Here is a 23140-nt window from a genome sequence, read left to right on the forward strand (position 1 = left end):
GCAATCCCCCCTCGTGGATCCCGATGGTTCAACGCTAGATCAGCCCCGGTCCTCGGGCAACGACATCCGACGTGTGTCGCCGACGTGTCGCCCCCGGACGGGCCGGCCTCACGACAGCAGGCGCTCCAGCGCCGAGCGGACGAAGATCGCGCGCACCTCGTCGAGCCGGCGGGTCAGCTCCGGCGCGAGCTCGCTCGCCCGCGCGCGGGATGACGGATCGGTGCGTCGCAGCAGCGGCGCCAGCGCGGATTCCACGAGAGCGACATCGCGCTCGGCGCTCTGCCGCAGAGTGCGGACGTGGCGGGGCTCGATCCCGTGGCGATCGAGCGCGACGAGCGCGCGAAGAATCGCCAGCGACTGCTCCGTGTAGGTCTCGCCGCCCGTGATCACGCCCGTGCTGATCGCGTCGTTGAGCAGCTGAGGCGCGGCACCTGCGGCGGAGAGCAGCTCCTCGCGCCGGTAGCGGCGCGGTGCCGGCACGATCGACGGCGGCGGCGGCACGGTCGGCATCGCGGGGTCGCGGCCCGCGTCGAGGTCTTCGAGGTACTCGCGGATGACGCTCAGCGGCAGGTAGTGGTCGCGCTGGAGCGTGAGCGCGAGGCGCAGCCGCTCGAGGTCGGTCTGCGAGAACTTGCGGTAGCCGGACTCGGTGCGAAGCGGCGCGACGATCCCCTGGACCTCGAGGAAGCGCAGCTTGCTCGAGGTCAGCGTCGGGAACTCGGGGCCGAGCCGTGCGAGCACCTGACCGATGCTCAGCAGGCCCGCGGGCGCAGCGCGCTCGCGGGCGTTGGCGCCTGACATCACGCGTCCGCGGCCGGTGCCAGGTCGGAGGGCGAGACGAAGAAGTTGAGGCGGAACTTGCCGATCCGCACCTCGGAGCCGTTCGTGAGCCGGCCGCGGTCGACACGCTCGCCGTTCACGTACGTGCCGTTGAGGGAGCGCTGGTCGACGATCTCAAACGACGTGCCGGTGCGCGTCACCTCCGCGTGCCGGCGCGAGACCGTCACGTCGTCGAAGAAGATGTCGGCCTCGGGGTGACGGCCGATCGTGGTCACATCGGTGTCGAGCAGGTACCGGGCGCCGGCGGTTGGCCCGGACCGTACGATGAGAATCGCCGCGCCGCTGGGCAGGGCGTCGATCGCGTCGAGTTCGGCTTCGGTCAGGTCGCTGCCGAACGGCACGAACGACAGATCCGAGTCATGCCCGAAAGTCTGCGTCGTGTCGGCTGCACGGTCGGCGGAGCCGGCTTCGCCGCTCCCGCCCGCAGCCCGTCGGATCTCGCCCGAGTCGGGTCGGCGAATGTCGTCCACGTGCTCCTCCTCTGGCGTCCAAGCCTATCCGAAAGGTCGTCCGCCGAAAGAGCGGATCGCACCTTTCCGGCAGACCGCCTTTCCGTGACCGCCGCGCAATGTTTCGGCGTGTGTCGGCTCGGGATGCCGGCCGGTCCCGTCCCCCCTAGCCTGGGCGGGGTAATCGAACCTACTGACAGGAGACCCGTCGTGTCGACCCCGCACAGCCACCTTCCGCCCCTCGAGGTGCGTGAGCGTCCGGCGTGCATGTGCGTCCACGGCGGTACCTGCTCGACGTTCGCCCCCGGGCACGCGCTGCACCTCATCCAGGCGCGGCTCGCGGCCGCGACCCCGTCCGAGTGGGTCGACGCGATCGTCGAGAAGACGGATGCAACGGCCGGCACCCTGACGCTGCGAACGCTCGACGACGCGGCGCGCATCGTCGTGTGGAACGGCGCGGGCGCCGCATCCGCCGTCTTGGAGGGCACTCCCGTCGCCCTGCACGGACGCTATGGCGTCCTCGCCGCCGGCGCGGCGCGCTTCAACGTCCTGCGCTGACCGCGGCGGCCAAGTGCCGCCGTCCTGGTCACATGGCGGCGGCGGCCATCGACTGCCGCAGCTTGCTGCAGGCGTCCATGCACGCCTTGCACGACTGCGCGCACATGCGGCACACGTCGCTGTGGTCGGCATGCTCCATGCACTCGTCCATGCACTGCTGGCACATGGCGATGCACGCGTCGAGCATGGCCATCATGGTGGCGGGCGTCATCCCCTGCATCCGCAGCATGGCCCGCATCATCGTGTTGCACATGTCCGCGCAGTTCATGCACGCGGGGGCGCACGACAGCATCTGGGTCGAGCACACCGTACACGCCTGCTCGCATGCCGAGCAGGCGTCCAGACACGCCTGCAGCAGGGACATGTCCATCGTCTCCATGCCCGGCATCGACATCATGTCCTTCGACATGGCGTCCATCATCATGGCGTCCATCTCCCGCACCTCGCTTCCGTCTTCGTCGTCGCTTCGGCGGGGCAGGATCGCCCCGCCTGACCGAATCGTAGGCCCGTGCCTGGGCGAGCAACAGCCCGGGCTAGGCTCGAAACCGTGTTGTCACGAGAAGTTCACAGACGGCGTTCCTCTCCGGCCGCACGATGGGCGGCGACCGCCATCGCAGGCCTGCTCGCGCTGAGCTCGCTCGCGCTCGTCGCGACGCCGGCGGCGGCTCACGACGAGCTCACCTCGGCGTCGCCGGCCGCCGACGAGAGCGTCGAGGGCGTCCCCGCCGAGGTGCGGCTGGTGTTCAGCGGCGTGCTCTCCCCCGAGGCAGGCGCGACCGCGGTCGACGTCGTCGACGGCGCGGGCGCCTCGATTGCGGACGGTGCGCCCGTCGTCGAGGAGAACACCGTGACGCAGGCGCTGGACGCGGCATCCGGCGCATCCGGAGCGATCCGCGTGCTGTGGCGCGTCGTGTCGGGCGACGGCCACCCGATCTCGGGCGAGTACACGTTCACGGTGTCCGCGCCGCCTTCGCCCACCGAGACGACGACGGCCGAGCCGACCACTCCGGCGACGAGCGAGCCGACGCCGACCCCCACCGCCTCGCCGACCGCGGCGGCCGACGGTGACGACGCCGACTCGACGTTCGCCGATGTGTGGCTGTGGGTCGTGCTCGGCGCGCTCGCCGCGGCCCTGGGCGGCGCGCTCCTGTACCTCGCGTTCTCACGCGTGCGTCGCGAGAACGCCCTGCGCGAACGCGATCCGCAGGACGCCGGCCCCCGCTCCGACCACCCTGCCGACCACTAGGCTTGAAGTCATGCCTCACTACGATCTCGCCATCCTCGGCGCGGGGCCCGGCGGGTATGTGGCCGCCGTCCGCGCTGCTCAGCTCGGCCTCTCGGTCGCGATCATCGAAGAGAAGTACTGGGGCGGCGTCTGCCTCAACGTCGGGTGCATCCCCTCGAAGGCGCTCCTGAAGAACGCGGATCTCGCGCACCAGGTGCTGCACAAGGCCGATCTCTTCGGCATCTCGGGCGACGTGCACTTCGACTTCGGCGTCGCGTGGGACCGCAGCCGCAAGGTCGCCGAGACCCACGTCAAGGGCATCCACTTCCTCATGAAGAAGAACAAGGTCACCGAGTACGACGGTCGCGGGTCGTTCACCGACGCCAACACCATCGTGGTGACCAAGTCCGACGGCTCGACCGAGACCGTCACCTTCGACAACGCGATCATCGCCACCGGCTCGCGTGTGCGCCTGCTTCCCGGCGTGCAGCTGGGCGGCAACATCGTCACGTACGAGGAGCAGATCCTCGCGCGCGAACTGCCCGAGTCCATCGTCATCGTCGGCGCCGGACCGATCGGCATGGAGTTCGGCTTCGTCATGCACAACTACGGCGTGAAGGTGACGATCGTCGAGTTCCTCGACCGTCTCCTGCCGCTCGAAGACGAAGAGGTCTCGAAGGAGATCCAGCGTCAGTACAAGAAGTACGGAATCGACTTCCTCACCTCGACCAAGGTCGAGACGGTTGCCGACAACGGCGACAAGGTCACCGTCACCTACACCGCGCAGGACGGCACCAGCGGCTCGCTCGACGCCGACAAGGTCATGATGTCGATCGGCTTCGTGCCGAACGTCGAGGGCTTCGGCCTCGAGACCACGGGTGTCAAGCTCACCGAGCGCGGCGCGATCGACATCGACGACCACATGCGCACGAACGTGCCGCACATCTACGCGATCGGCGATGTGACCGCCAAGCTGCAGCTCGCGCACGTGGCTGAGGCGCAGGGCGTCGTCGCCGCCGAGACGATCGGCAAGGCCGAGACGATGCCGCTGGGCGACTACCGCATGATGCCGCGCGCGACCTTCTGCTCGCCGCAGGTCGCGTCCTTCGGACTCACCGAGCAGCAGGCCCGCGACGCGGGCTACGACGTCAAGATCGCGAAGTTCCCCTTCTCGGCGAACGGCAAGGCGAACGGCCTCGGCGAGCCCATCGGCTTCGTCAAGCTCGTCGCCGACGGCGAGCACCTCGAGCTCCTCGGCGGCCACCTCATCGGCCCCGATGTGTCGGAGCTGCTCCCCGAGCTCACGCTCGCACAGAAGTGGGACCTCACGGCTCTCGAGGCGGCGCGCAACGTGCACACGCACCCGACGCTGTCGGAGGCGCTGCAGGAGGGGTTCCACGGGCTCGTGGGTCACATGATCAACCTCTGATCCGAGATCACGACGAGGGGGCGGTGCCGGTCGGCGCTGCCTGCTCGTCGTATCCGGTCAGAGCCCGAGGGTTCGCCCGAGCTTCGAATCGGATGCCGCGATCCTTCCTCCCACGGCCGCCACGGCCTCGGTCGCGGCGCTCAGAAGCCGGCTTCGCCCGGTCGCATCGGTCGGCGCGGCCGGTCCGAGCTCGAACTCCCACTCCCGCCACGACGCACTCGTGCCGCGGCGGACGTCGGTCGCGGTGACGCGGTCGTCGACGAACTCGGCCACGACTCCCCCTGCGTCGTCGAGGAGGTAGGAGGCCGTGCGGTTGTTGAGGATGCGCGCGATGAACGTGAGCCGCGAGACCGACACGTGCGCGACGGCGGCGGTCACGGCATCCGGGATCTCACCTTCCGCGCCCAGTGGCCAGTGCAGCTCGACGCGCGCACCCTCGGCGTCTCGTGGTCCCTTGACGTGCCAGCCCTCGTCAGGCCCGCCCGTGCGGCGGCGCACCGCGTAGCCGGCGCGGCCGAGCGCGTACTCGTCGGAGTCGAAGTAGCGGGAATCGAGCTCGCGCGGCTCGGGCGCCGACACGGCTGCGGCTCCCGGCAGCGACGAGAGGTCGGGCAGCGGGGTGTCGTCGGCGACGTCGAACTTCAGCTCGAGCTCGACCGATCGCGCCGGTGCATCGGTGGCGCCGGGTGCGGGGTGCGAGGCGTCGTCAGTCGTCGTTGGAGGGGCCGATCTCGTCGGTGGCCTCGATGAACCAGAACTCGGCTTCGGTGGGCCCGTCGGACGTACCCGTCCTCGCGAGGTCGCCCTGTCGCCGATAGACGATCTGGCCCTCGCCATAAGGGACGATGAGCGAGTCGAGGTCGGGGCGTTCGAGCGGAAGCAGCTGCCCGTCGAGCGGGCCCCCGTGGAGTCGTGCGATGGCCATGTGCCGAGCCTAGCCCGCACCTCCCCCATCGGTCATCACGAGACGTTCCGCGGCGTGCCGGGGTTCGCGCACGGATGACGGGACGGTACCGGCCGCCGCCGCCGGGGGCGGGCGGTTCAGGACCCCTGCGACGCCGTCTATAGACTCGTCGGGTGAAGGCAATCCGCACGTTCACCGTCCGTCCCGTCCTCGCCGACGCGCTGGCGCCGCTGGACCGGCTCGCCTCGAACTGGCGGTGGTCGTGGAGTCGCGCGACGCACGCCCTCTTCGCGTCGATGGATCCCGACCTGTGGCGCGAGATCGGCGAGAACCCCGCCCGCATGCTCGGCGCCCTCGGCCAGCGTCGGCTCGACGAGCTCTCGCACGACGAGGACTTCCTCGCTCGGCTGCGCGCGGAGGACGCGCGCCTCACGGCGTACCTCGAGGGCGACCGCTGGTACCAGAGCCTGGAGGGTCAGAAGCCGCAGCGCATCGCCTACTTCTCACCCGAGTTCGGCGTCGACGGCTCGCTGCCGCAGTACTCGGGCGGCCTCGGCATCCTCGCGGGCGACCACCTGAAGAGCGCGTCCGACCTCGGCGTCCCGCTCACGGGCGTCGGCCTCTTCTATCACGCGGGCTACTTCCGCCAGTCGATCGGCGACGACGGATGGCAGCGCGAGAGCTACCCGCTCCTCGACCCCTACGGCCTCGGGCTCACGCTGCTGCGCGACGAGGCTGACGCGCCGGTCGAGATCGTGCTCGACCTCCCCGGCGACCGCCGCCTCGCGGCGCGCGTGTGGATCGCCGACATCGGTCGCGTCCCGCTCCTCCTGCTCGACTCCGAGACGCCCTCCAACACCGAGGACATGCGCCGGGTCACCGACCGTCTGTACGGAGGCGGCGGCGAGCACCGGCTGCTGCAGGAGCTGCTGCTCGGCGTCGGCGGCGTGCGAGCGCTCCGGGCGTGGTGCCGTCTGACCCGGCATCCGACGCCCGACGTGTACCACACGAACGAGGGACACGCGGGATTCCAGGGGCTCGAGCGGATGTCCGAGCTCATCACCCACGACGGGCTGAGCTTCGACGAGGCGCTCGCTCAGGTCCGCGCCTCCACGGTCTTCACGACCCACACGCCGGTTCCCGCAGGCATCGACCGGTTCCCGCGCGACCTCATCGAGGCGTACCTGCGCAGCCGACTGTTCGAGGGGCTCGACACCGCGCGCGCCCTGGCGCTCGGCCTCGAGGAGTACCCGGGCGGCGACCCGGGCGTGTTCAACATGGCGGTGCTCGGGCTCCACCTCGGCCAGCACGCCAACGGCGTGTCGGTCCTGCATGGGCAGGTGAGCCGCCGCATGTTCGGAGCGCTGTGGCCCGGTGTGGACGAGAACGAGGTGCCGATCACGTCCATCACGAACGGCGTGCACGCTCCGACGTGGGTGCACCCGGCGCTCAAGGCGCTCAGCGAGCGCGTGTTCGGCGACGCCCACGTGCCCACCCACGACTGGCGCGACGCCGAGGCGGTGTCGGACGAGGAGCTGTGGGGCATCCGCCGTGAGATGAAGACCGAGCTCGTCGGCGAGGCGAGACGCCGGCTCGTCGCGGCCGTCGAGGGCAACGGCAACGTCGTGCCTGCGTGGATCGAGGACGCCCTCGACCCCGAAGTGCTCACGATCGGTTTCGCCCGGCGCGTGCCGACGTACAAGCGACTCACGCTCATGCTGCGCGACCCCGAGCGGCTCACGCGCATCCTGACCGACCCCGAGCGCCCGGTGCAGATCGTCATCGGCGGCAAGTCGCACCCCGCCGACGACTCGGGCAAGATCCTCATCCAGCAGCTCGTGCGATTCAGCCGCGACCCCAAAGTGCGCGGCCGGATCGTGTTCCTCCCGGACTACGACATCACGCTCGCGAAGACCCTCTACCCCGGCTGCGACGTGTGGCTGAACAACCCCCTCCGCCCGCTCGAGGCTTGCGGGACCAGCGGCATGAAGGCGGCGCTCAACGGAGCACTCAACCTCTCGATCCGCGACGGCTGGTGGGACGAGTGGTTCGACGGCGAGAACGGCTGGGCGATCCCGACCGCCGACACGGCGTCGAGCGACGAAGAGCGCGACGACGCCGAGGCATCCGCCCTCTACGACCTCATCGAGCACCAGCTCGTGCCGAAGTTCTACGAGCGCGAGGGCGGCGTGCCGCGCGAGTGGCTCCGCATGGTGCGCCACACGATGACCGACCTCGGCAAGAAGGCGACCAGCGACCGCATGGTGCGCGAGTACGTCGAGCGCCTGTACGTGCCCGCCGCCGAGCACGACGCGGCGCTGCGCGGCGACGCGTACGCAGGTGCCCGTGAGCTCGCGGCGTACGTCGGCCGCGTGCGCGGCGCGTGGTCCGAGGTCAGGGTCGACAGCGTCGACGGCTCCGGCATCCCGCAGCAGGCGCAGGCGGGCGACACCTTCGAAGTGCGCGCCGGCGTGCGGCTCGGGCGCCTGACGGCCGACGACGTCGAGGTCGAGCTCGCGTACGGCCGCACGGACGAGGACGACGACATCGCCGACGACCACTCGCTGCATCCGCTCTCCCCCACGGGCGAGACGACCGACGGCGTGACGACGTTCGGGTGCACCCTGCCGCTCGACGTCACAGGCACGTTCGGCTACACCGTGCGGGTGGTGCCGAGGCATCCGCAGCTCGTGTCGCCCGTGGAGCTGGGGCTTGTGACGTACGCGTCGTGAGCGCTTCGCCTCGCCCGACTCGCTCGACGACCGGGAGCGCCCGCTAACGTGACCGTGTGAAGCCGTTCGTGCTGCTGGCGACGCGCGCCGAGGATGTGCCCGCCGACGAGGAGTACGCGCTGTTCCTGCGCGGCACCGGCCTCGACGAGCGCGATCTGGTGCGCGTGAGGCTCGAGGCCGACCCGATGCCGGAGTTCGACCTCGACGGGCTGTCGGGCATCTTCGTCGGGGGCGGCCCGTTCAACGCGTCCGACCCGCCCGAGCGCAAGTCGGTCGTGCAGCGCCGCGTCGAGGCCGAGTTCGGTCGGCTGCTCGACGAGGTGGTCGCACGCGACTTCCCGTTCCTCGGCGCGTGCTACGGCGTCGGAACGCTCGGCGCGCATCAGGGTGCGACGATCGACCGCATCTACTCCGAGCCGATCAGCGTCGTCACGGTCGAGATGACCTCCGCTGGGGCGACCGATCCCCTGCTCGCGGGGGTGCCGGAGCGGTTCGATGCCTTCGTGGGCCACAAGGAGGCGATCAGCTCGCTGCCGCCGCACGCGACGCTGCTGGCCCGGTCGGAGGGGGCGCCGGTGCAGATCTTCCGCGTCGGCGGCAACGTCTACGCCACGCAGTTCCACCCCGAGCTCGACCTGCCCGGCATCGAGACGCGCATCCGCGCGTACGCCGACCACGGGTACTTCGCGCCGCACGAGCTCGACCTCACGCTCGCGGCGGTGCGCCGTGTGCCCGTCATGCACCCGGGACGGATGCTCGGGAACTTCGTGGAGCTCTACGCCCGGTGAAGGCACCGGGCCGAAGCGCGCGTTCGGGCCGGCGGACGCGCCTCGACCCGGGGTTCAGCCCGGTGCTTTCACGCACCCGCCTCACGGGGCCGTCCCGCGACGGCATACGCGACGGGGCCGCTCGTGAGCGGAGCCTCCGCGAACGGCAGGTCGAAGTCGACGAACACGATGGCTCCGCTCAGCTCCGGTCCTCGGGCGGTGATGAGGCCAGGCTTGACCGCGCCGAAGGTGACCGTGACGGATGCCGAGAGCACGACGTCGTCCGAGGTCGTCCCCTCGTCCGGGTGCAGGCCGCTCGGGAGGTCCACCGCGATGACGCGCGGGTGCCCGGCTGCCACTGCGGGCAGCAGCGCCGCGACGACCTCGCGCGCGGCGCCGCGCAGCGCGGGATCCCCGGTCGTGCCGATGCCGAGGATGCCGTCGATGACGAAGTCGTAGGCCGCGGCATCCGCCTTCACCTGATCCAGGTCGACCAGCCGCGCCCCCGCGGCGAGCGCCGTCTCGAGACCCTGCTCGTGCGCGGAGTCGGACGTGCAGATCACGTCGATCGCGAGGTCATCGGCCGGCGGCGTCTCGGCTGCCGCGCGTTGCGGCAGCCACTGAAGCAGCGCTGCCGCGGCGAAGAGCGCGTCTCCTCCGTTGTTGCCCTTTCCCGCGAGGACGAGCAGGCGCCCCTGGATCGGTGCGCCCGCCTCGCCAGGGAGGTCACGGCCGCCCGTGCGCGCCGTGACGCCGGGGTCGACGAGCTCGTCGGCGACGACCTGCGCGACGGCGCGCGCGGCCCACAGCATGAGCGGCACGCCTCTTTCGAGCTCTGGCTCCTCGGCGGCGCGCACCTGCGCCGCGCTGAACACCGGCACCCACTCGGTCATCGTCCCCTCCGCTCCTTCTCCTCCATCGCGCGTGCGAGCCGCAGCTCCTCGGTGGCGACGGTGACGGCGTCCTCCGCGCGCCGCAGGCGTCGCTGCGCGAACGTCTCGGCGCCGTACTTGACGCGTACGCGATCCGTTCGCTCGGCGGCACCCACGATGATGTACGCGCTCGCGATGAGGATCACCTGCGCCGACAGGTTGAACCACAGCAGCAGCGCGATGAGCGACGCGAACGACGCCAGCAGCGGGTTCGCGCCCGCGCCGCTGAGGAACAGCCCCGACAGCAGCTGCAGCACCGTGAGTCCGAGAGCACCCAGGAGCGCGCCGCTCCACAGCGCGCGGGCGGGCACGCGCTCCCCCGTCAGCACGCGGAACAGCACCGCGATCACGACGGCGTCGAGGGCGAACACGACGACGACGGCGACGCCGCGTCCGGCCAGATCGACGACCGGATGCCCCGGCGGCAGCCCCAGCCAGCCCGCGACGATCTCGATTCCGGCCGTGCCGAAGAACGTGATCGCGGCCGACACGCCCAGCGCAGCGCCGAATCCGATCGCGACGGCGAGGTTGCGCAGAATCACCCAGTACCACGCGAGGTCGTCCACGACCTTGTCCGACAGCACGAGCAACGCGGCTCGCAGCGACCCGATCGCCCCGATCGCCGCGCCGACGAGAGCGACGAGCGAGATGACTCCCGCGACCGTGAGACCGGTCGGCACCTGGATGTCGTCGGGGTCGACGAGGCCGCCCTCGCCGACGAGACCCGGCACGGCGGCGTCCACCCCGTCGATGAGCGCCTGCCACGCGGCGGGGTTGCCCGCGAGCCACAGGCCCGCGATCGAGAAGCCCAGCAGCACGCCGGCGAACACGCTGAAGAGCGTCCGATACGTGATGGAGTCGGCCCACGCCGGTCCGCGGTGCTCCACGTAGTGCAGCACCGCGCGAACGATCTTGAGCGACAGGGCCCACGCGATGACGCGCTGGAGGACGGTGCGCGAGCGGATCGTCTCTGCCTCGGCCATGGTGAGAGGCTATCGAGGGCGGCCGGCGGTACGCGGGGCTTGACTCGGGAGAGAGTCGCGGATGCCACAGGCCGAACCCTCGCCTATGATCGAGGGCACGGGGGATGGGGATCCCCTGATTCTGGGGATTTGGGGACTGCCGTGATGGGACTTGCACGGACGCTCGCGAGCGCGCCGCTCGAGCCGGACGTCGTCGCCCTCATGCCGGGCATGGTCTGTCTGGGCGAAGACGGCTGGTCCAGACCGACCCCCAGCCTCACGACGATCGAGGAGGTGCTGCGCGTCACGCCGTGACCCCGCAGCCCTCGGTCGTCCACTCAAGACCGGGCCGGGCGCCGAGCGAGCGACACCCCCCCGTCGCGTCCCGCGCCCGGCCCTCTCCCTTGACGGGAACGGTCAGCTGCCACCTCGACGTCAGGCGCCGACGAACAGCCCCGTGTACCAGCGGCCGAGGGCTTCACCGGCGAACACACCGATCCACGCGCCGGCGATCATCCACGGCCCGAACGGAATGGCGGTCTTGCGCCCCGCCCGACCCGCGAGCATGATCACGACCCCGAACAGCCCGCCAAGGAGGAAGGCGGCGAACGCACCGACCGCGAGCGCACCCCACCCGATCCAGCCGAGGTAGAGCCCGATGAGCCCGGCGAGCTTGACGTCGCCGCCGCCCATGCCGCTCGGTCGCACGAGGCGCAGCGTGAAGTAGAAGACGTAGAGGGCCGCCATGCCGATGACTGCGCGAAGCAGGGCGACCAGGTCGCCCGAGAGGACCGCCGCGGTCGCGAGGAGCACTCCCGCCACGACATAGCTCGGGAGCACGATGCGGTTCGGCAATCGGTGGGTGCGGATGTCGATGAGCGTGAGCACGACCGAGATCGCCGCGAAGTAGAGCAGCGCGAGGATGACCAGCGCGAGCGCGATGGTGTCGCTGAGGTCGGGCATCCGTCACGCTCTCCCTTCAGATGTCGACCGTCTCGAGCCGCACCGTGCAGACGTCGCCGAGCCCCAGCTCCTCCGCAACGCGCACCGCCTTCTTGAGCGGCAGCGCGTACGTGTCGCCGCTCGGGAAGATCGAGGTCATCCACTCGGTGCCGCCGATGCCGACGCGCACTCGGACGGAGCCGAATCCGCGAGGCATGCGCGGCACCTCGCGGATGTCGGCGCTCAGCTCTTCGGGGACCGTTACGAACAGCCACCCGTCGTCATTGCGCGCCTGCCACCGCCAGATCTCGGCCTCGAACTCGAAGTGCACGAGTTCACGTTAGCGGCGCCGGCCGACACACCGCGGGCCGTAGTGTCAGCGCCCGGCCGCGGGGGCCCAGCCGTCGTCGTCGGACCAGGTGTCGGCATCCGTCGCCCACGGCTCCGCGGGCTCGGGAGACCACGTGCCCGACGCGTACGCGCCGTCGTCGCGGCGACGCCACGGTGCGCCTTCGGGCCAGCTCGCGGCGAACGTCGGGAAGACCTTCCACACGCGCCTGCCGATCGCGACGGGCGTCTTGAATGGGCGCGCCGACACGGGCATTCGCAGTTGCGGGTCGTAGCGGACCCCGTCGGACCGCCTCAGCCGGATCGTCAGGTCGAGGTCGTCGTGCACGCGCGGGTTCGTGCGCTCGACCTTGTCGCGCACGCGCTCCCACACGCGCGTGCGCATCGCGAAATTCGACCCGAACACGAGCGGCACGCCGAGCCACTTCGGGATCAGGCGATGGCCGAGGCCGACGTACCAGTGGTCGCCGATGTGGTTCACGAGCCGATTGCCGCCGTAGAACTCGGATGCCCCGCTGAGCACGCCCAGCGAAGGGTCGGCGACGAACGCGCGCACGATGCGCGCGATCCAGTCGGGGTGCGGGCGGGAGTCGGCGTCGAGCCGCGCGATGATGTCGGTGTCGGCCGTGGCTTCGTCGTAGCCGCGGGCGGCTGCGGGCCAGATGCCGACGAGCTCCTCTCGGATCACGTCCGCGCCGTGACGGCGGCCGACGGATGCAGAGCCATCCGTGCTGCCGTTGTCGACGACGATCACGCGATCGGCGCGCCGGGTCTGCGCATCGAGCGCCGTGAGGCACTCCTCGAGGAACTCCGCATCATTTCGGCACGGGATGACCACCGTGACACGGAGTTGGAGAGGCACCGTCTCACCATACTCCTGCGGGAAACAGGGAGGTGGGCGACACGACGAGAGCAGAAGTGACCGAGTCTCCGAATAGAACATCTGTTCGTTCCTGCACAGGCGTTCGCAGTATTCCCAGTTTGTCGAGCGCGCCGATCGCCTTCGCAATGTCGTACGCCTCCACTAGTATCGAACATATGAACGATCCTTTGGCAGGACTCCGCGACGCGACGGCGGCGGTCGATGTTGCATGGCGCACGCCGAGTGAGTCACATCGTTCGCCGGACGCCATGGCCGATCACCAGTTGCTCGCCGTCAACGATGCACTCGGTGCGCTGGTGCGTCATGCCGACGCGCTGCGCGGACGGATCGCAGCCGAGATCAGTAGACGGTCGCGGAGCGAGCTCGGATCTGAGTCGCTTGCGAAACGGAACGGCTTCCGCTCCGCGACCGCGTTGATCGCCGCGAGTTCGGGCGGCACGATCGGCGAAGCCGCACGACTCGTGACGGTGGGTGAGGCGACAACCCCCCGACGCACCTTGACGGGAGCGGATGCTCCGCCGAGGCATCCGCATGTCGCCGACGCGGTCTCGGCAGGCTCGATCAGCACGGCGGCTGCCTCCGCGATCATCACGATGCTCGACCGCATCGCACTGCGCTGCGATCCAGCGGAGACCGATCGCGTCGAAACTCTGCTCGTGGCTCAGGCGCCTGGCCTCACCTTCGACCAGCTGGGCAAGGTGATCGCACGGGCCGAGGGGTACCTCGACCCGGACGGACTCGAGCCCAAGGAGGAGAGACTGCGAGGTGAGCGGAGTCTTCAGCTCTTCCAGCGGGACGGACTGCTCCACCTGACGGCGAAGCTCGACCCCGAATCGGCGGCGCCCGTCAAGGCGGCGATCGAGGCGATCGTGACCGCCCAGTTCAGAAACGAGTCGGCGACGGGGCCGGACGCGGCGTCGCCCCGAGACGCCGACGCACCCCGGCGCACGGTCGCACAGCGTCAGGCCGATGCCCTCGTGCTCATCGCGCAGCATGCGCTCGGCTGCGACGCGTCCGACCTCCCCCTCGACGGTGCCACGGTCATCGTGCGCATCTCGCACGAGGAGCTGCAGGCGGGCGTGGGAGTCGCAGCGATCGACGGCATCGATCAGCCTGTTTCGGTCGCGACCGCGCGACGGATGGCCGCAGGCGGCGGAGTGATCCCCTGCGTGCTCGGCGGCGCGGGCGAGATCCTCGATTGGGGGCGGGCGAAGCGCCTGTTCACCACCGCGCAGAAGCTCGCGCTCGCCGAACGCGACGGCGGGTGCGCGATGTGCGGACTTCCACCGGGCATGACGAAGGCGCACCACATCCGTTGGTGGGCCAGAGACGCGGGTCCGACCGACCTGTCGAACGGAGTGCTCCTCTGCGAGAGCTGCCACCATCGGGTCCACGACAATGACTGGGACATCCGGATCGACGGCGTCGGGGTGCGTGCGCTCGTGTGGTTCATTCCGCCCCCGCATGTCGATCCGGCGCGGACGCCGAGATTGGGCGGGCGCGCGAGGTATGCGTGGGCAGCATGAGTGGGTGCGCCGCCGGCACCGGAGTGCGCGAGGCGGCGGGCGAGTTGGGCGCAGCAGCATGCGTGTCGGAATGCGGGGCTACGCTGACCGCATGCGCGGGTCGGAACGGCGAGGTCGTGACGCGAGCGAACCGCATGCGCCGGATGCTCCGGATGCGCCGGATGCTCCCGCCGCCAACCGCGCGCGCACGGGCGTCGGCGAAGGCGGGCTCCGCATGGTCCCCGCGAACGAGGCGTCGTGGGACGACCTCCGGGCGATCCTCACCGGCACCGCCGGACGGTGCCAGTGCGAGCGGCAGCGACTCGGCGACCGGGACTGGTGGCATCTCCCCGTCGAGGAGCGCGCCGCGATCTTCCGCGAGGAGACGCACTGCGACGATCCCCGCGCGAAGGAGACGATCGGCATCGTCGCGTACCTCGACGGAGAGCCCGCCGGGTGGTGCGCGGTCGATCGGCGCGGTGTGTACGGCCGTGTCCGCGGCTCCCCCGTCCCGTGGAAGGAGCGTCCATTCGAAGACAAGGACGACGACACCGTGTGGGCGATCCCGTGCCTCGTCGTGCGCAAGGGCTATCGCCACCAGCACCTCACCTACGACCTCGTCGCCGCCGCCGTCGAGTACGCACGCGAGCGCGGAGCACAGGCCATCGAGGGCTACCCGCTCATCACGGAAGGCAAAGAGGTCACCTGGGACGAGATGAGCGTCGGCTCGGTCGGCGCGTTCGCGGCCGCCGGGTTCCGCGAGGTGTCGCACCCTACGAAGCGCCGGGTCGTGATGCGCCTGGATCTGTGACGCGCCGCCGCCCGCGATCGAATCCGACGGGCCGACCTCAATAGAGTGACCACGTGCACTACCTGCGTGACGGAGTGTTCATTCTGGGGTGGTTCAGCCTTCTCGGCGCCGTGTGGTTCTGGTGGGCGCTGGAGGCTCCGCCGCGCCGCGCCCGCCCGTGGCTCGGCGCCGGTCTGGCGCTCAGCATCGTCGGCGCCCTTGTCGGCGGCCTCTACACGTGGCGGTTCTGGAGTACCCAGTCGATGCTCGACGGCCGCATGGAGATCTTCGGGGTCGTCATCGCCGTCGCAGGCGTCGCCGCCGGCGTCGCGTGGATCATCCTGACTCGCACGGGCCGCTCGCCGTCGGTGCCGCTCGCCGTCGCAGTGATCGTCGCGCTGCAGTTCGTCCCGCTCGCGTACCTCCTCGGCGACTGGGGACTCGTCGTGCTCGCGCTCGGTCAGCTCGTCCTGATCGTGCTCGCGTCGCGGTTCGCGAAGCGACGGGGGCTCGCCCCGAGCTGCACGATCGGTGTCGTCATGGGCGTCTCGCTGCTGGGTTCGGCGCTGGTCGCCGCGGTCCTGTGGCTGCCGCGCGCCCTCGCCGCCTGAGCGGCATTGCGTTCACGTTCCGAGCAAAGTGGTTGTCGCGGCATCCGTTTCTGGTTACTGTCCTGAAAGTAAGCGCCGCCCGCCGCGCGATCCCTCGAAGAAGAAGGAGCTCGCATGACAATGTCCGTCCGTCGCCACGGGAGGCTCGCCGCAGCGGCCGCCGTGGCGGCCCTCATCGCTGGAGCACTCATGTCCTCCCCGGCCGTCGCCGCACCGCCGCGCGCCGTCGACCCGTTCCACCCCGACTTCGGACCGAACGTCACGATCTACTCCCCCGACACACCGGTGGATCAGATCCAGGCCGAGCTCGACGCCCTCCACGCGCAGCAGGTCGATGCCGAGATGAGCACCGCGCGGCACGCGGTGTACTTGCTGCCCGGGCAGTACGGATCGGTCGCCGAACCGCTGCAGGTCAAGGTCGGCTACTACACCGAGATCGCGGGGCTCGGAGCCTCACCCGAAGACGTCACCGTCCACGGCGCGGTCGAGGTCTACAATCGCTGCCTCGAAGCCGGCGGCACGGCCAACTGCCTCGCGCTGGTCAACTTCTGGCGCACGATCGCGAACCTCTCGATCGACATCGACAAGGCAGGACAAGACGGATGCCGCCAGAGCGCGGAGTTCTGGGCGGTGTCGCAGGCCGTGTCGATGCGCCGCCTCGACGTCTCGGGCGGGTCGCTCTCACTGATGGACTACTGCACCGCCGGCCCGCAGTACGCGAGCGGCGGGTTCATCGCCGACTCGCGCCTGCCGGCCGTCATCAACGGCTCACAGCAACAGTGGCTCATCCGCAACAGCGAGATCGCCGGCTGGTCGAACGCCGTGTGGAACCAGGTCTTCTCGGGCGTCATCGGAGCTCCGGACGACGCGACGTTCCCCGACCCGCCCTACACGACGATCGACGCCACCCCCATCTCGCGCGAGAAGCCGTACCTCTACGTCGACGACGAGGGTAGTTTCAACGTGCGCGTGCCCGCCGTGCAGCGAGACTCGAGCGGCATCAGCTGGGGCGACGGTGAGACGGCCGGGCGCAGCGTCCCGATCACGGACTTCTTCATCGCGACGCCCGACGACTCGGTCAAGGACATCAACAACGCGCTCGCGCGCGGGCAGCACCTGATCATGACTCCGGGTGTCTACGACATCGACCGCACGATCGCGGTCAAGCGCGCGAACACCGTCGTGCTCGGGCTCGGGCACGTGACTCTCACCGCCGCGAACGGAGCGGTCCCGCTCGAGATCAAGGACGCCGAGGGCATCGTCGTCGCAGGCGTCACGATCGACGCCGGTCCGCAGCTGTCGCCCGTGCTGCTGCGCGTCGGCAAGGAGAAGGGCGGCAAGCCGCTCGGCGACGCCAACCCGATCACGCTCAGCGACGTGTACTTCCGCGTCGGCGGACCGCACATCGGCAAGGCGACGACCGCGCTCGAGGTCAACTCCGACAACGTGCTCATCGACCACACGTGGGTGTGGCGGGGCGACCACGGAGTCGAGGGCTTCACGAACGGCGTGAACGGCGACACCGACCGGTGGAACACCAACACCGGCCAGGTCGGCGTCATCGTCAACGGCGACGACGTCACCGCGACCGGGCTGTTCGTCGAGCACTTCCAGACGTACAACACGCTCTGGAACGGCGAGAACGGCCGCGTGATCCTCTATCAGAACGAGCTGCCGTACGACCCGCCGACGCAGGCGGACTGGACGCAGCCGGACGGCACGCTCGGGTGGCCGGGCTACGCCGTCGCGCCGGACGTCACGGCGCACCGCCTCGACGGCGCGGGCGTGTACGTGTTCAACCAGAACAACCCGTCGATCGTCACCGCGAACGGGTTCTCGGTTCCCGAGACGCCGGGCGTTCAGCTGCACCACATCATGACGGTCAACCTCAGCGCCGGCACGGTCCAGCACGTCGTGAACGGCGTGGGCGGTCAGGCCGACACCACCAAGATCGGCGTGCCGCAGTTCATCGTCGACTACCCCACCCCGTAGAAGGAGAGACAGCGCACACGGATGCCGCGCCCCTGGCCACCGCCGGGGTCGCGGCATCCGCATTTCGTCCGTGATCACCCGGACGGTGAGCGAGCGAAGCGCACGAAGTGCCGCTCAGCGAGCGCTCACCACTGCGGGTGGATGGACTCGCGCAGCCGCCGGTCGTACACGTCGTGGACGGCGCGGTCGAACGCGTCGAGGTCGAATCCGCCCTCGAGGAGCGCCGCCGCCTCGGCGTTCGACTCTGCCTGGCGCACGTTGCGCGCCCCGGGGATCACACTCGTGACTCCCGGGCGCGAGGCGATCCACGCGAGGGTCGCGGCGGGCAGCGACACGCCTTCGGGCAGGGCTTCCGCGAGCTCGGATGCCGCGGCCAGCCCCTCTTCGTAGTCGACGCCCGAGAAGGTCTCGCCACGGTCGAAGGCCTCGCCGTGGCGGTTGTACGAGCGGTGGTCGTCCGCCGCGAACGTCGTTGATGAGGTGTACTTGCCCGACAGGAGGCCCGACGCGAGCGGCACGCGCGCGAAGATCGCGACGTTCGCCGTCGCGGCGGCCGGGAGCACCTCGTCGAGCGGCTTGAGCCGGAACGGGTTGAAGATGATCTGCACGTTCGTGACGTTCGGCCGCGCGATCGCCGCGAGCGCCTGCGCGCTCGTCTCAACCGACACGCCGTACGCCGTGATGGAGCCGTCGGCGACGAGCTCGTCGAAAGCGTCGTAGGTCGCGTCGTCCTCGATCACGGACGTCGGCGGGCAGTGCAGCTGCACGAGGTCGAGCGTCTCGACGCCGAGGTTGCGCCGCGAGCGGTCGGTCCACGCGCGGAAGTTCTCGGGCGAGTAGTTCTCGCGCACCTGCGGCAGACGCCTGCCCATCTTCGTCGCGACGGTGATGCCGTGGCCGGGTCGCTCGGCGAGGAAACGGCCGATGATCGACTCGCTGCGGCCGTCGCCGTAGACGTCGGCGGTGTCGAACAGGGTCACGCCGTGATCGACGGATGCCGCCAGCACCGCCGCCGCGTCGTCCTCGCTCACGGCGCCCCAGTCCGCGCCGAGCTGCCATGTGCCGAGGCCGATGGCCGAGATATCGCGTCCGGTGCGTCCGAGGGGTCGTTGCTGCATGCGTTCCAGCATGCCACCGGGGACGACCGCCCGGACGCCGAGCGAACGAATCAGCGACCTCGCTCGCGCGCGACCAATTCCCGAGCCGCGGGGACGACCTCAGCCGCGAACCGCTCGGTCACGGCGATGTCGTCGCCTCCGATGAGGAACGCGCTGATGCCGTAATTGAGGGCCATGTCGGCGATGTTGTCCACCCACGCCTCGGGCGGGCCGTTGAGCAGTCCGCGCTCGCTGGGCGCGAAGCCCACGCGCATGAAGTTGAACACGCGCCGCACGTCCGACGGCGTGCGACCGGCCTCCAGCGCCGCCTCGTCGATGCGCGCGTTGGAGTCGGGAACCCCTGCGAGACCTCCTTCGATGTACTCGAGCGTCGGCAGCCAGCCGTCGCCCATCGCGCCCGTGAGCGCGAGCATCCGCGGCTTGTAAGCACCCACCCAGACCGCGATGTCGTGTGCCGTGCGCGGACCGCGCTTGGCGCCCTTCACCGTGTAGTACTTCCCGTCCACGCGCACGATCTCGGGGTTGTCGACGTCCCACAGCTCGCGGATGATCCGGATCGCCTCCTTGAGCGCCGTGACACCCTGCCCCGGGGTGAGCTTGCGGCCGCCCATGGCAGCGATGGCATCCCAGAACGCGCCCGCGCCGATGCCGAGTTCGAACCGGCCCCCGCTGAGGATGTCGAGCGAGGCCGCCGCGCGCGCCAGGACCGCGGGCGGTCGCAGCGGGAGGCTCGCGACGTTCGCGCTCAGGTGCACGTTCTCGGTGCGTGCGGCGGCGAAGGCGAGCAGCGTCGAGGTGTCGAGGAACGCCGGCTGGTACGGGTGATCCTGGAACGTGACGAGGTCGAGACCGGCGCGATCGGTCGCGACCGCGACGTCGAGGGCGTGCTCGGCGTTCTGTGCCGACGGTGTGACGAACGTTCCGAAGAGCAGGTCGTGGCCGTAGTCGGTCATGCGATGGCCTCCCTTGGGGTCTGGGCGGGCGCGAGCGATGTCGCGCCCGAAGGGTCGATGTCGAAGTTGTCGCGCAGGAGGTTGTGGGGATCGTACCGGCGCTTGAGCGCGCGCAGGCGGTCGAGCACGCGAGGCGGGAAAGCGTCGCGCAGCGTCTGCGGCGTGCGGTCGGTCTCGAAGCTGAGGTACAGCCCATCCATGTGTCCGCGCAGGGGCGCCCACGCGCGGTTCAGCCGGTCGTCCCGCGCGCCCATCGCCGTCACCTGGAACGCCGGCGTGCGGAAGGCGAAGGCCGTGGCATCCGGTGAGACGTCCGCGATCGCACCGCCCATCGCGCGCAGTTCGAAGAAGTGCACCGCGCCCGTCTCGAGCATCCGGGTCGCGTCGCGCGCGAACTCTGGCGTGAGCTCGTCGATGAATGCCGAGCGCGAATGCGGCTCCCCGTAGCCGTGCTGCCCCTCGGGTCCGACGTCGGCCGCCAGGGCCATCACCGACTCGTACCTCGTCATGACGACCTGCTGCTGCGCGAGCATGCCGAGCTCGAGGAACGGCGTAAGCCGCTCGACGACGGTGTCGGCATCCGGATTGTCGACCATGCCGTACAGCTGGAGCCGCGCCATGCCGTCCTGCGGCTGGCCCGTCACCAAGAACACGGTCGTATCGCGCGGCGCCGCACTCGCGAGCTCGCCGTAGCGGCGCAGCGACTCCTCGAGGTCGTTCGTGACGAACATGAGCTGCGCCCACCCGACATCGCCGACTTCGGACACCTCGAACTCGAACGCCGTCGCGATGCCGAAGTTCGCGCCCGCACCGCGCACGGCCCAGAACAGGTCGGGATTCTCGGTCGCGGTGGCCCGCACGAGGCGACCGTCGGGGACGACGAGCTCGACCGCGCGCACGTGGTCGATCGTGAGGCCGTGCTTGCGCGACAGGAAGCCGATGCCGCCCGCCGTCGCGAGTCCGCCGACGCCGACGCCGCCGTAGTCGCCCGAGCCGAGCGCCCAGCCGTACGGGGCGAGTGCCGCGGCGACGCGCTTCCACGTGGCGCCCGGGCCGATGCGCACGAGCCGACGGTCGACGTCGAGCACCTCGATGGAGTCCATCGCGCCGACATCGATCACGAGGCCGCCCTTGTTCGTGGACCGGCCGCTGATGCCGTGGCCTGCGCTGCGGATGCCGAGCGGGAGCTCCGGATGCCGCGAAGCGAACGCGAGCGCGTCACCGACCTCGTCGGGTGTGCGCGGACGCAGCACGAGCCCCGGCTGTCCGCCGCGCAGATACGTCGAGGCGACCGATGCGTACTCCGGGTCGCCCGGCTCCACTGCGGTCTCGGCGAGCGACTCCGGCACGCCGTCGTAGTCGATCCCGGCGACGCGCCGCGCACGCGCGGCGGCCGAGCGACGGCGTCCCTTCGCGCGGGTGCGGTCGGGCACGAGAGCCGCGATGCGCTCGAGCTCCTCGCGCGAGTTCACGGGAACGACGACGGGCCGGCCGTCACGCTGGGCAACGGCCGCGAGAGCGGCGGCGTCGGAATCGGCGGATGCCACGACCCACGTCGCGGCATCCGTCATGACTCGTCCGGGCGCCAGTCTGTCGATGCTCTCGCGAGCCCGCTCGATCACGCTCGGATACGGCGCCGCGCTGTCCGCGGGGTCGGGAGCGGACGGCCGGCGCGCGTCGATGCCGATACCGATGCGACTGGTCGCGCCGGCGAGCCAGGCTGCGAGCGTCCACGAGTCGATCGCTCCGTCGGCGGGCACGGGCTCGACGACCACGAGGTCGAGGCCGCGCTCTTCGGCGAGCTTGGCGAGGTCGGTGGGGGCGTTCGCCTGATGCTCGTCCGTCGCGCGCAGGACGATCCCGAGTTCGAAGTCCATTGTTCCTTCCCGATCCGCGCCGGGCGCGCGGAGTCTGACGCCGCGGATCGCGGCACGGGGATCTACAACGCCTACTCGCAGATGATATTCCCCACAGATGAATGCCGCGTTAACTGGTCTGTCCTACCATGTATTGCATGGCTGTAACAGATCCGCCACATCCGCCTCTCACCCAAGACTTCGGGTGGGCGCTCGGCGTGCTCCTACGCGCGTACCGCGATCGCGTGGCGCCGATCCTCTCCGACTTCCCGCAGACCACGCGCGGATACGAGACGCTCGCCGAGGTCGTCGTCAACGGTCAGCGGCCGAGCCAGCTCGCCCTCGCGCAGCGGCTCGGCATCGACCGCACGGTGATGACCTACCTGGTCGACGACCTCGAAGACGCCGGCCTCCTGGCGCGCCGTCCGAACCCCGAAGACCGACGACAGCGCCGCATCGTCGCGACGAAGCAGGGCGAAGAGGTCATCGGCGAGCTCTGCACGCTCGTCGCGGGCGCCGAGCGGGACGCACTGGCGGCCCTCGACCCGGACGAACGGGCCGAGTTCCACCGGCTGCTCCTGAAGGCAGCGGCAGGGGCCGCGGCCGATGACTCCCCCGCAGGCTCCCCCGCCCAGGCGGAGCCGCCGGCCACCGCGTGAGCCCTCACTCCGAACCGCCGAGCACTCCCGCCGCCCGCGCCGGCGCTGCGTAGGCCTCCGCGAGCGACGCGATCGTGTCGTGCGCGTTGAGCCCGCTCGGGTTCGGCACGACCCACAGCTACGCGCCCGCGAGCGTCTCGGGCTGCTTCCCGGCGGCGGCGCGCGGCCGCCCGAAGCCTGTCCGGTAGGCGGTGACCCCGACGATCGCGACGACGCGCGGACGCCAGCGCGCGGCATCCGTCTCGAGTCTTCTCGCTCCCTCGCGCAGCTCCTCACGAGAGAGCTCGTCCGCGCGCACCGTCGCGCGGTTCACGAAGTTCGAGATCCCGATGCCCGCGTCGAGGAACATGCGGCGGTCGTCGGTCGAGAGTCCCGCGCCGGCTCCGTCGATGTGCGGCACGCGCGGGATGACACCCGCCGCGACGAGCGCGGGATAGAAGCGGTTGCCCGGGTGCGCGAACGGCACACCGGTCGCGGCAGTCCACAGGCCCGGGTTGATGCCGACGAACACGAGAAGCGGATGCTCCGGCATGAGATCGGGGATGCCCCGGCCGCGATACGACTCGAGCTCGGCGCGGGTGAATCCCATCGCCCCAGTCTCCCCCAGCGGCGCGCGCACAACGGCGCATCCTCGCATTTCCAGGATACCGAGGGGTGGGGGGCTTGCCGCAAGGGCCCCGGTCAG

The 23140-nt window shown here is 70.5% G+C and carries 24 protein-coding genes and 1 pseudogene; 11 read left to right on the plus strand and 14 right to left on the minus strand.

Annotated features, from left to right (window positions below):
* Window positions 1-108: 108 nt before the first annotated feature.
* Both ftsR and BJ991_RS13485 read right to left on the minus strand, forming a co-directional pair.
* On the minus strand, window positions 109-801 hold the full coding sequence (gene ftsR / locus BJ991_RS13480) for a transcriptional regulator FtsR (protein WP_179490782.1): 693 nt from the start codon (window positions 799-801) through the stop codon (window positions 109-111).
* Window positions 801-1310, minus strand: a complete 510-nt coding sequence (locus BJ991_RS13485) for an FHA domain-containing protein (protein WP_179490784.1) — start codon at window positions 1308-1310, stop codon at window positions 801-803. The genes ftsR and BJ991_RS13485 overlap by 1 nt, the downstream gene beginning before the upstream one ends.
* Window positions 1311-1499: 189 nt before the next feature.
* On the opposite strand from BJ991_RS13485, the gene BJ991_RS13490 reads away from it, so the two are divergent.
* Entirely contained in the window at window positions 1500-1847 is a 348-nt protein-coding gene (locus BJ991_RS13490; RefSeq protein ID WP_179490786.1) for a hypothetical protein, read from the plus strand.
* Between the two features lie 28 nt (window positions 1848-1875).
* Here BJ991_RS13490 and BJ991_RS13495 read toward each other — a convergent pair whose 3' ends face one another.
* Window positions 1876-2280: a four-helix bundle copper-binding protein gene (locus BJ991_RS13495; protein ID WP_179490788.1), complete on the minus strand. Its 405-nt coding sequence runs from the start codon at window positions 2278-2280 to the stop codon at window positions 1876-1878.
* Window positions 2281-2394: 114 nt separating this feature from the next.
* Here BJ991_RS13495 and BJ991_RS13500 point away from each other — a divergent pair, with 114 nt between their 5' ends.
* Window positions 2395-3093: a copper resistance CopC family protein gene (locus tag BJ991_RS13500; protein ID WP_343048767.1), complete on the plus strand. Its 699-nt coding sequence runs from the start codon at window positions 2395-2397 to the stop codon at window positions 3091-3093.
* A gap of 10 nt (window positions 3094-3103) precedes the next feature.
* Window positions 3104-4501, plus strand: coding sequence for a dihydrolipoyl dehydrogenase (gene lpdA, locus BJ991_RS13505; protein ID WP_179490791.1), 1398 nt, complete (start codon window positions 3104-3106; stop codon window positions 4499-4501).
* Window positions 4502-4558: 57 nt separating this feature from the next.
* Here the strand turns inward: lpdA and BJ991_RS13510 are convergent, their stop codons facing one another.
* Window positions 4559-5146, minus strand: coding sequence for a CYTH domain-containing protein (locus BJ991_RS13510; RefSeq protein ID WP_179492812.1), 588 nt, complete (start codon window positions 5144-5146; stop codon window positions 4559-4561).
* A 61-nt stretch (window positions 5147-5207) separates the two neighbouring features.
* A complete protein-coding gene (locus BJ991_RS13515; RefSeq protein WP_179490793.1) occupies window positions 5208-5426 on the minus strand; it encodes a response regulator in 219 nt (72 codons plus the stop codon).
* A 152-nt stretch (window positions 5427-5578) separates the two neighbouring features.
* Between BJ991_RS13515 and glgP the strand changes: the two genes are divergently transcribed.
* Together glgP and BJ991_RS13525 are read left to right on the plus strand one after the other, a co-directional pair.
* Window positions 5579-8137 carry an alpha-glucan family phosphorylase gene (gene glgP / locus BJ991_RS13520; RefSeq protein ID WP_179490795.1) on the plus strand — a complete coding sequence of 853 codons (2559 nt, stop codon included), beginning with the start codon at window positions 5579-5581 and terminating at the stop codon, window positions 8135-8137.
* A gap of 56 nt (window positions 8138-8193) precedes the next feature.
* On the plus strand, window positions 8194-8925 hold the full coding sequence (locus tag BJ991_RS13525) for a glutamine amidotransferase (protein ID WP_179490797.1): 732 nt from the start codon (window positions 8194-8196) through the stop codon (window positions 8923-8925).
* 68 nt (window positions 8926-8993) lie between these two features.
* Here BJ991_RS13525 and BJ991_RS13530 read toward each other — a convergent pair whose 3' ends face one another.
* A complete protein-coding gene (locus BJ991_RS13530) occupies window positions 8994-9797 on the minus strand; it encodes an NAD(P)H-hydrate epimerase (protein WP_179490799.1) in 804 nt (267 codons plus the stop codon).
* Window positions 9794-10819 carry a YihY/virulence factor BrkB family protein gene (locus tag BJ991_RS13535; protein ID WP_179490801.1) on the minus strand — a complete coding sequence of 342 codons (1026 nt, stop codon included), beginning with the start codon at window positions 10817-10819 and terminating at the stop codon, window positions 9794-9796. Before BJ991_RS13535 ends, BJ991_RS13530 begins: the two co-directional genes overlap by 4 nt.
* 144 nt (window positions 10820-10963) lie before the next feature.
* Between BJ991_RS13535 and BJ991_RS13540 the strand changes: the two genes are divergently transcribed.
* A complete protein-coding gene (locus BJ991_RS13540; RefSeq protein ID WP_179490803.1) occupies window positions 10964-11113 on the plus strand; it encodes a hypothetical protein in 150 nt (49 codons plus the stop codon).
* Between the two features lie 120 nt (window positions 11114-11233).
* Here BJ991_RS13540 and BJ991_RS13545 read toward each other — a convergent pair whose 3' ends face one another.
* From BJ991_RS13545 to BJ991_RS13555, 3 genes are read right to left on the minus strand one after another with little or no spacing between them, the layout of a single operon-like run.
* Entirely contained in the window at window positions 11234-11761 is a 528-nt protein-coding gene (locus BJ991_RS13545) for a prepilin peptidase (protein ID WP_179490805.1), read from the minus strand.
* 16 nt (window positions 11762-11777) lie between these two features.
* Window positions 11778-12071 carry a DUF1905 domain-containing protein gene (locus tag BJ991_RS13550; protein ID WP_179490807.1) on the minus strand — a complete coding sequence of 98 codons (294 nt, stop codon included), beginning with the start codon at window positions 12069-12071 and terminating at the stop codon, window positions 11778-11780.
* Between the two features lie 45 nt (window positions 12072-12116).
* Window positions 12117-12950: a glycosyltransferase family 2 protein gene (locus BJ991_RS13555; protein ID WP_343048768.1), complete on the minus strand. Its 834-nt coding sequence runs from the start codon at window positions 12948-12950 to the stop codon at window positions 12117-12119.
* 269 nt (window positions 12951-13219) lie between these two features.
* On the opposite strand from BJ991_RS13555, the gene BJ991_RS13560 reads away from it, so the two are divergent.
* From BJ991_RS13560 to BJ991_RS13575, 4 genes are all read left to right on the plus strand, one after another.
* A complete protein-coding gene (locus tag BJ991_RS13560; protein ID WP_246301100.1) occupies window positions 13220-14497 on the plus strand; it encodes an HNH endonuclease in 1278 nt (425 codons plus the stop codon).
* A gap of 91 nt (window positions 14498-14588) precedes the next feature.
* The gene (locus tag BJ991_RS13565; protein WP_246301101.1) at window positions 14589-15287 is read left to right on the plus strand and encodes a GNAT family N-acetyltransferase; all 699 of its coding nucleotides are present in this window, start codon (window positions 14589-14591) and stop codon (window positions 15285-15287) included.
* A gap of 53 nt (window positions 15288-15340) precedes the next feature.
* A complete protein-coding gene (locus tag BJ991_RS13570) occupies window positions 15341-15877 on the plus strand; it encodes a hypothetical protein (protein ID WP_179490813.1) in 537 nt (178 codons plus the stop codon).
* 114 nt (window positions 15878-15991) lie between these two features.
* Window positions 15992-17869 (plus strand): pectate lyase family protein, encoded by a 1878-nt coding sequence (locus BJ991_RS13575; RefSeq protein ID WP_179490814.1) that lies wholly within the window; start codon window positions 15992-15994, stop codon window positions 17867-17869.
* 125 nt (window positions 17870-17994) lie between these two features.
* Here BJ991_RS13575 and BJ991_RS13580 read toward each other — a convergent pair whose 3' ends face one another.
* Genes BJ991_RS13580 through BJ991_RS13590 form a run of 3 tightly spaced genes read right to left on the minus strand, consistent with a single transcriptional unit; the run spans window position 17995 to window position 21817 of the window.
* Complete coding sequence (locus BJ991_RS13580) at window positions 17995-18987, minus strand: aldo/keto reductase (RefSeq protein WP_179490815.1); 993 nt, start codon at window positions 18985-18987, stop codon at window positions 17995-17997.
* A gap of 50 nt (window positions 18988-19037) precedes the next feature.
* Entirely contained in the window at window positions 19038-19940 is a 903-nt protein-coding gene (locus tag BJ991_RS13585) for an LLM class flavin-dependent oxidoreductase (protein ID WP_179490816.1), read from the minus strand.
* Window positions 19937-21817 carry an FAD-binding protein gene (locus tag BJ991_RS13590; RefSeq protein ID WP_179490817.1) on the minus strand — a complete coding sequence of 627 codons (1881 nt, stop codon included), beginning with the start codon at window positions 21815-21817 and terminating at the stop codon, window positions 19937-19939. The genes BJ991_RS13585 and BJ991_RS13590 overlap by 4 nt, the downstream gene beginning before the upstream one ends.
* A 137-nt stretch (window positions 21818-21954) precedes the next feature.
* Between BJ991_RS13590 and BJ991_RS13595 the strand changes: the two genes are divergently transcribed.
* Complete coding sequence (locus BJ991_RS13595) at window positions 21955-22455, plus strand: MarR family winged helix-turn-helix transcriptional regulator (RefSeq protein WP_179490818.1); 501 nt, start codon at window positions 21955-21957, stop codon at window positions 22453-22455.
* A 4-nt stretch (window positions 22456-22459) separates the two neighbouring features.
* On the opposite strand, the pseudogene BJ991_RS13600 reads toward BJ991_RS13595, so the two are convergent.
* A pseudogene (locus tag BJ991_RS13600) lies at window positions 22460-23044 on the minus strand (mismatch-specific DNA-glycosylase).
* Window positions 23045-23140 lie beyond the last annotated feature (96 nt).

The sequence above is a fragment of the Microbacterium immunditiarum genome, assembly GCF_013409785.1.
In the GTDB taxonomy this organism is placed as follows: Bacteria; Actinomycetota; Actinomycetes; order Actinomycetales; family Microbacteriaceae; genus Microbacterium; species Microbacterium immunditiarum.

Excerpts from the sequence above, each read along its gene's own strand:
- ftsR (WP_179490782.1), bottom strand. The coding sequence starts at position 801 with ATGTCAGGCGCCAACGCCCGCGAGCGCGCTGCGCCCGCGGGCCTGCTG.
- BJ991_RS13495 (WP_179490788.1), bottom strand. The coding sequence starts at position 2,280 with ATGGACGCCATGATGATGGACGCCATGTCGAAGGACATGATGTCGATG.
- lpdA (WP_179490791.1), top strand. The coding sequence starts at position 3,104 with ATGCCTCACTACGATCTCGCCATCCTCGGCGCGGGGCCCGGCGGGTAT.
- BJ991_RS13515 (WP_179490793.1), bottom strand. The coding sequence starts at position 5,426 with ATGGCCATCGCACGACTCCACGGGGGCCCGCTCGACGGGCAGCTGCTT.
- BJ991_RS13530 (WP_179490799.1), bottom strand. The coding sequence starts at position 9,797 with ATGACCGAGTGGGTGCCGGTGTTCAGCGCGGCGCAGGTGCGCGCCGCC.
- BJ991_RS13535 (WP_179490801.1), bottom strand. The coding sequence starts at position 10,819 with ATGGCCGAGGCAGAGACGATCCGCTCGCGCACCGTCCTCCAGCGCGTC.
- BJ991_RS13540 (WP_179490803.1), top strand. The coding sequence starts at position 10,964 with ATGGGACTTGCACGGACGCTCGCGAGCGCGCCGCTCGAGCCGGACGTC.
- BJ991_RS13545 (WP_179490805.1), bottom strand. The coding sequence starts at position 11,761 with ATGCCCGACCTCAGCGACACCATCGCGCTCGCGCTGGTCATCCTCGCG.
- BJ991_RS13560 (WP_246301100.1), top strand. The coding sequence starts at position 13,220 with ATGGCCGATCACCAGTTGCTCGCCGTCAACGATGCACTCGGTGCGCTG.
- BJ991_RS13565 (WP_246301101.1), top strand. The coding sequence starts at position 14,589 with ATGCGCGGGTCGGAACGGCGAGGTCGTGACGCGAGCGAACCGCATGCG.
- BJ991_RS13575 (WP_179490814.1), top strand. The coding sequence starts at position 15,992 with ATGACAATGTCCGTCCGTCGCCACGGGAGGCTCGCCGCAGCGGCCGCC.
- BJ991_RS13580 (WP_179490815.1), bottom strand. The coding sequence starts at position 18,987 with ATGCAGCAACGACCCCTCGGACGCACCGGACGCGATATCTCGGCCATC.
- BJ991_RS13585 (WP_179490816.1), bottom strand. The coding sequence starts at position 19,940 with ATGACCGACTACGGCCACGACCTGCTCTTCGGAACGTTCGTCACACCG.
- BJ991_RS13590 (WP_179490817.1), bottom strand. The coding sequence starts at position 21,817 with ATGGACTTCGAACTCGGGATCGTCCTGCGCGCGACGGACGAGCATCAG.
- BJ991_RS13595 (WP_179490818.1), top strand. The coding sequence starts at position 21,955 with ATGGCTGTAACAGATCCGCCACATCCGCCTCTCACCCAAGACTTCGGG.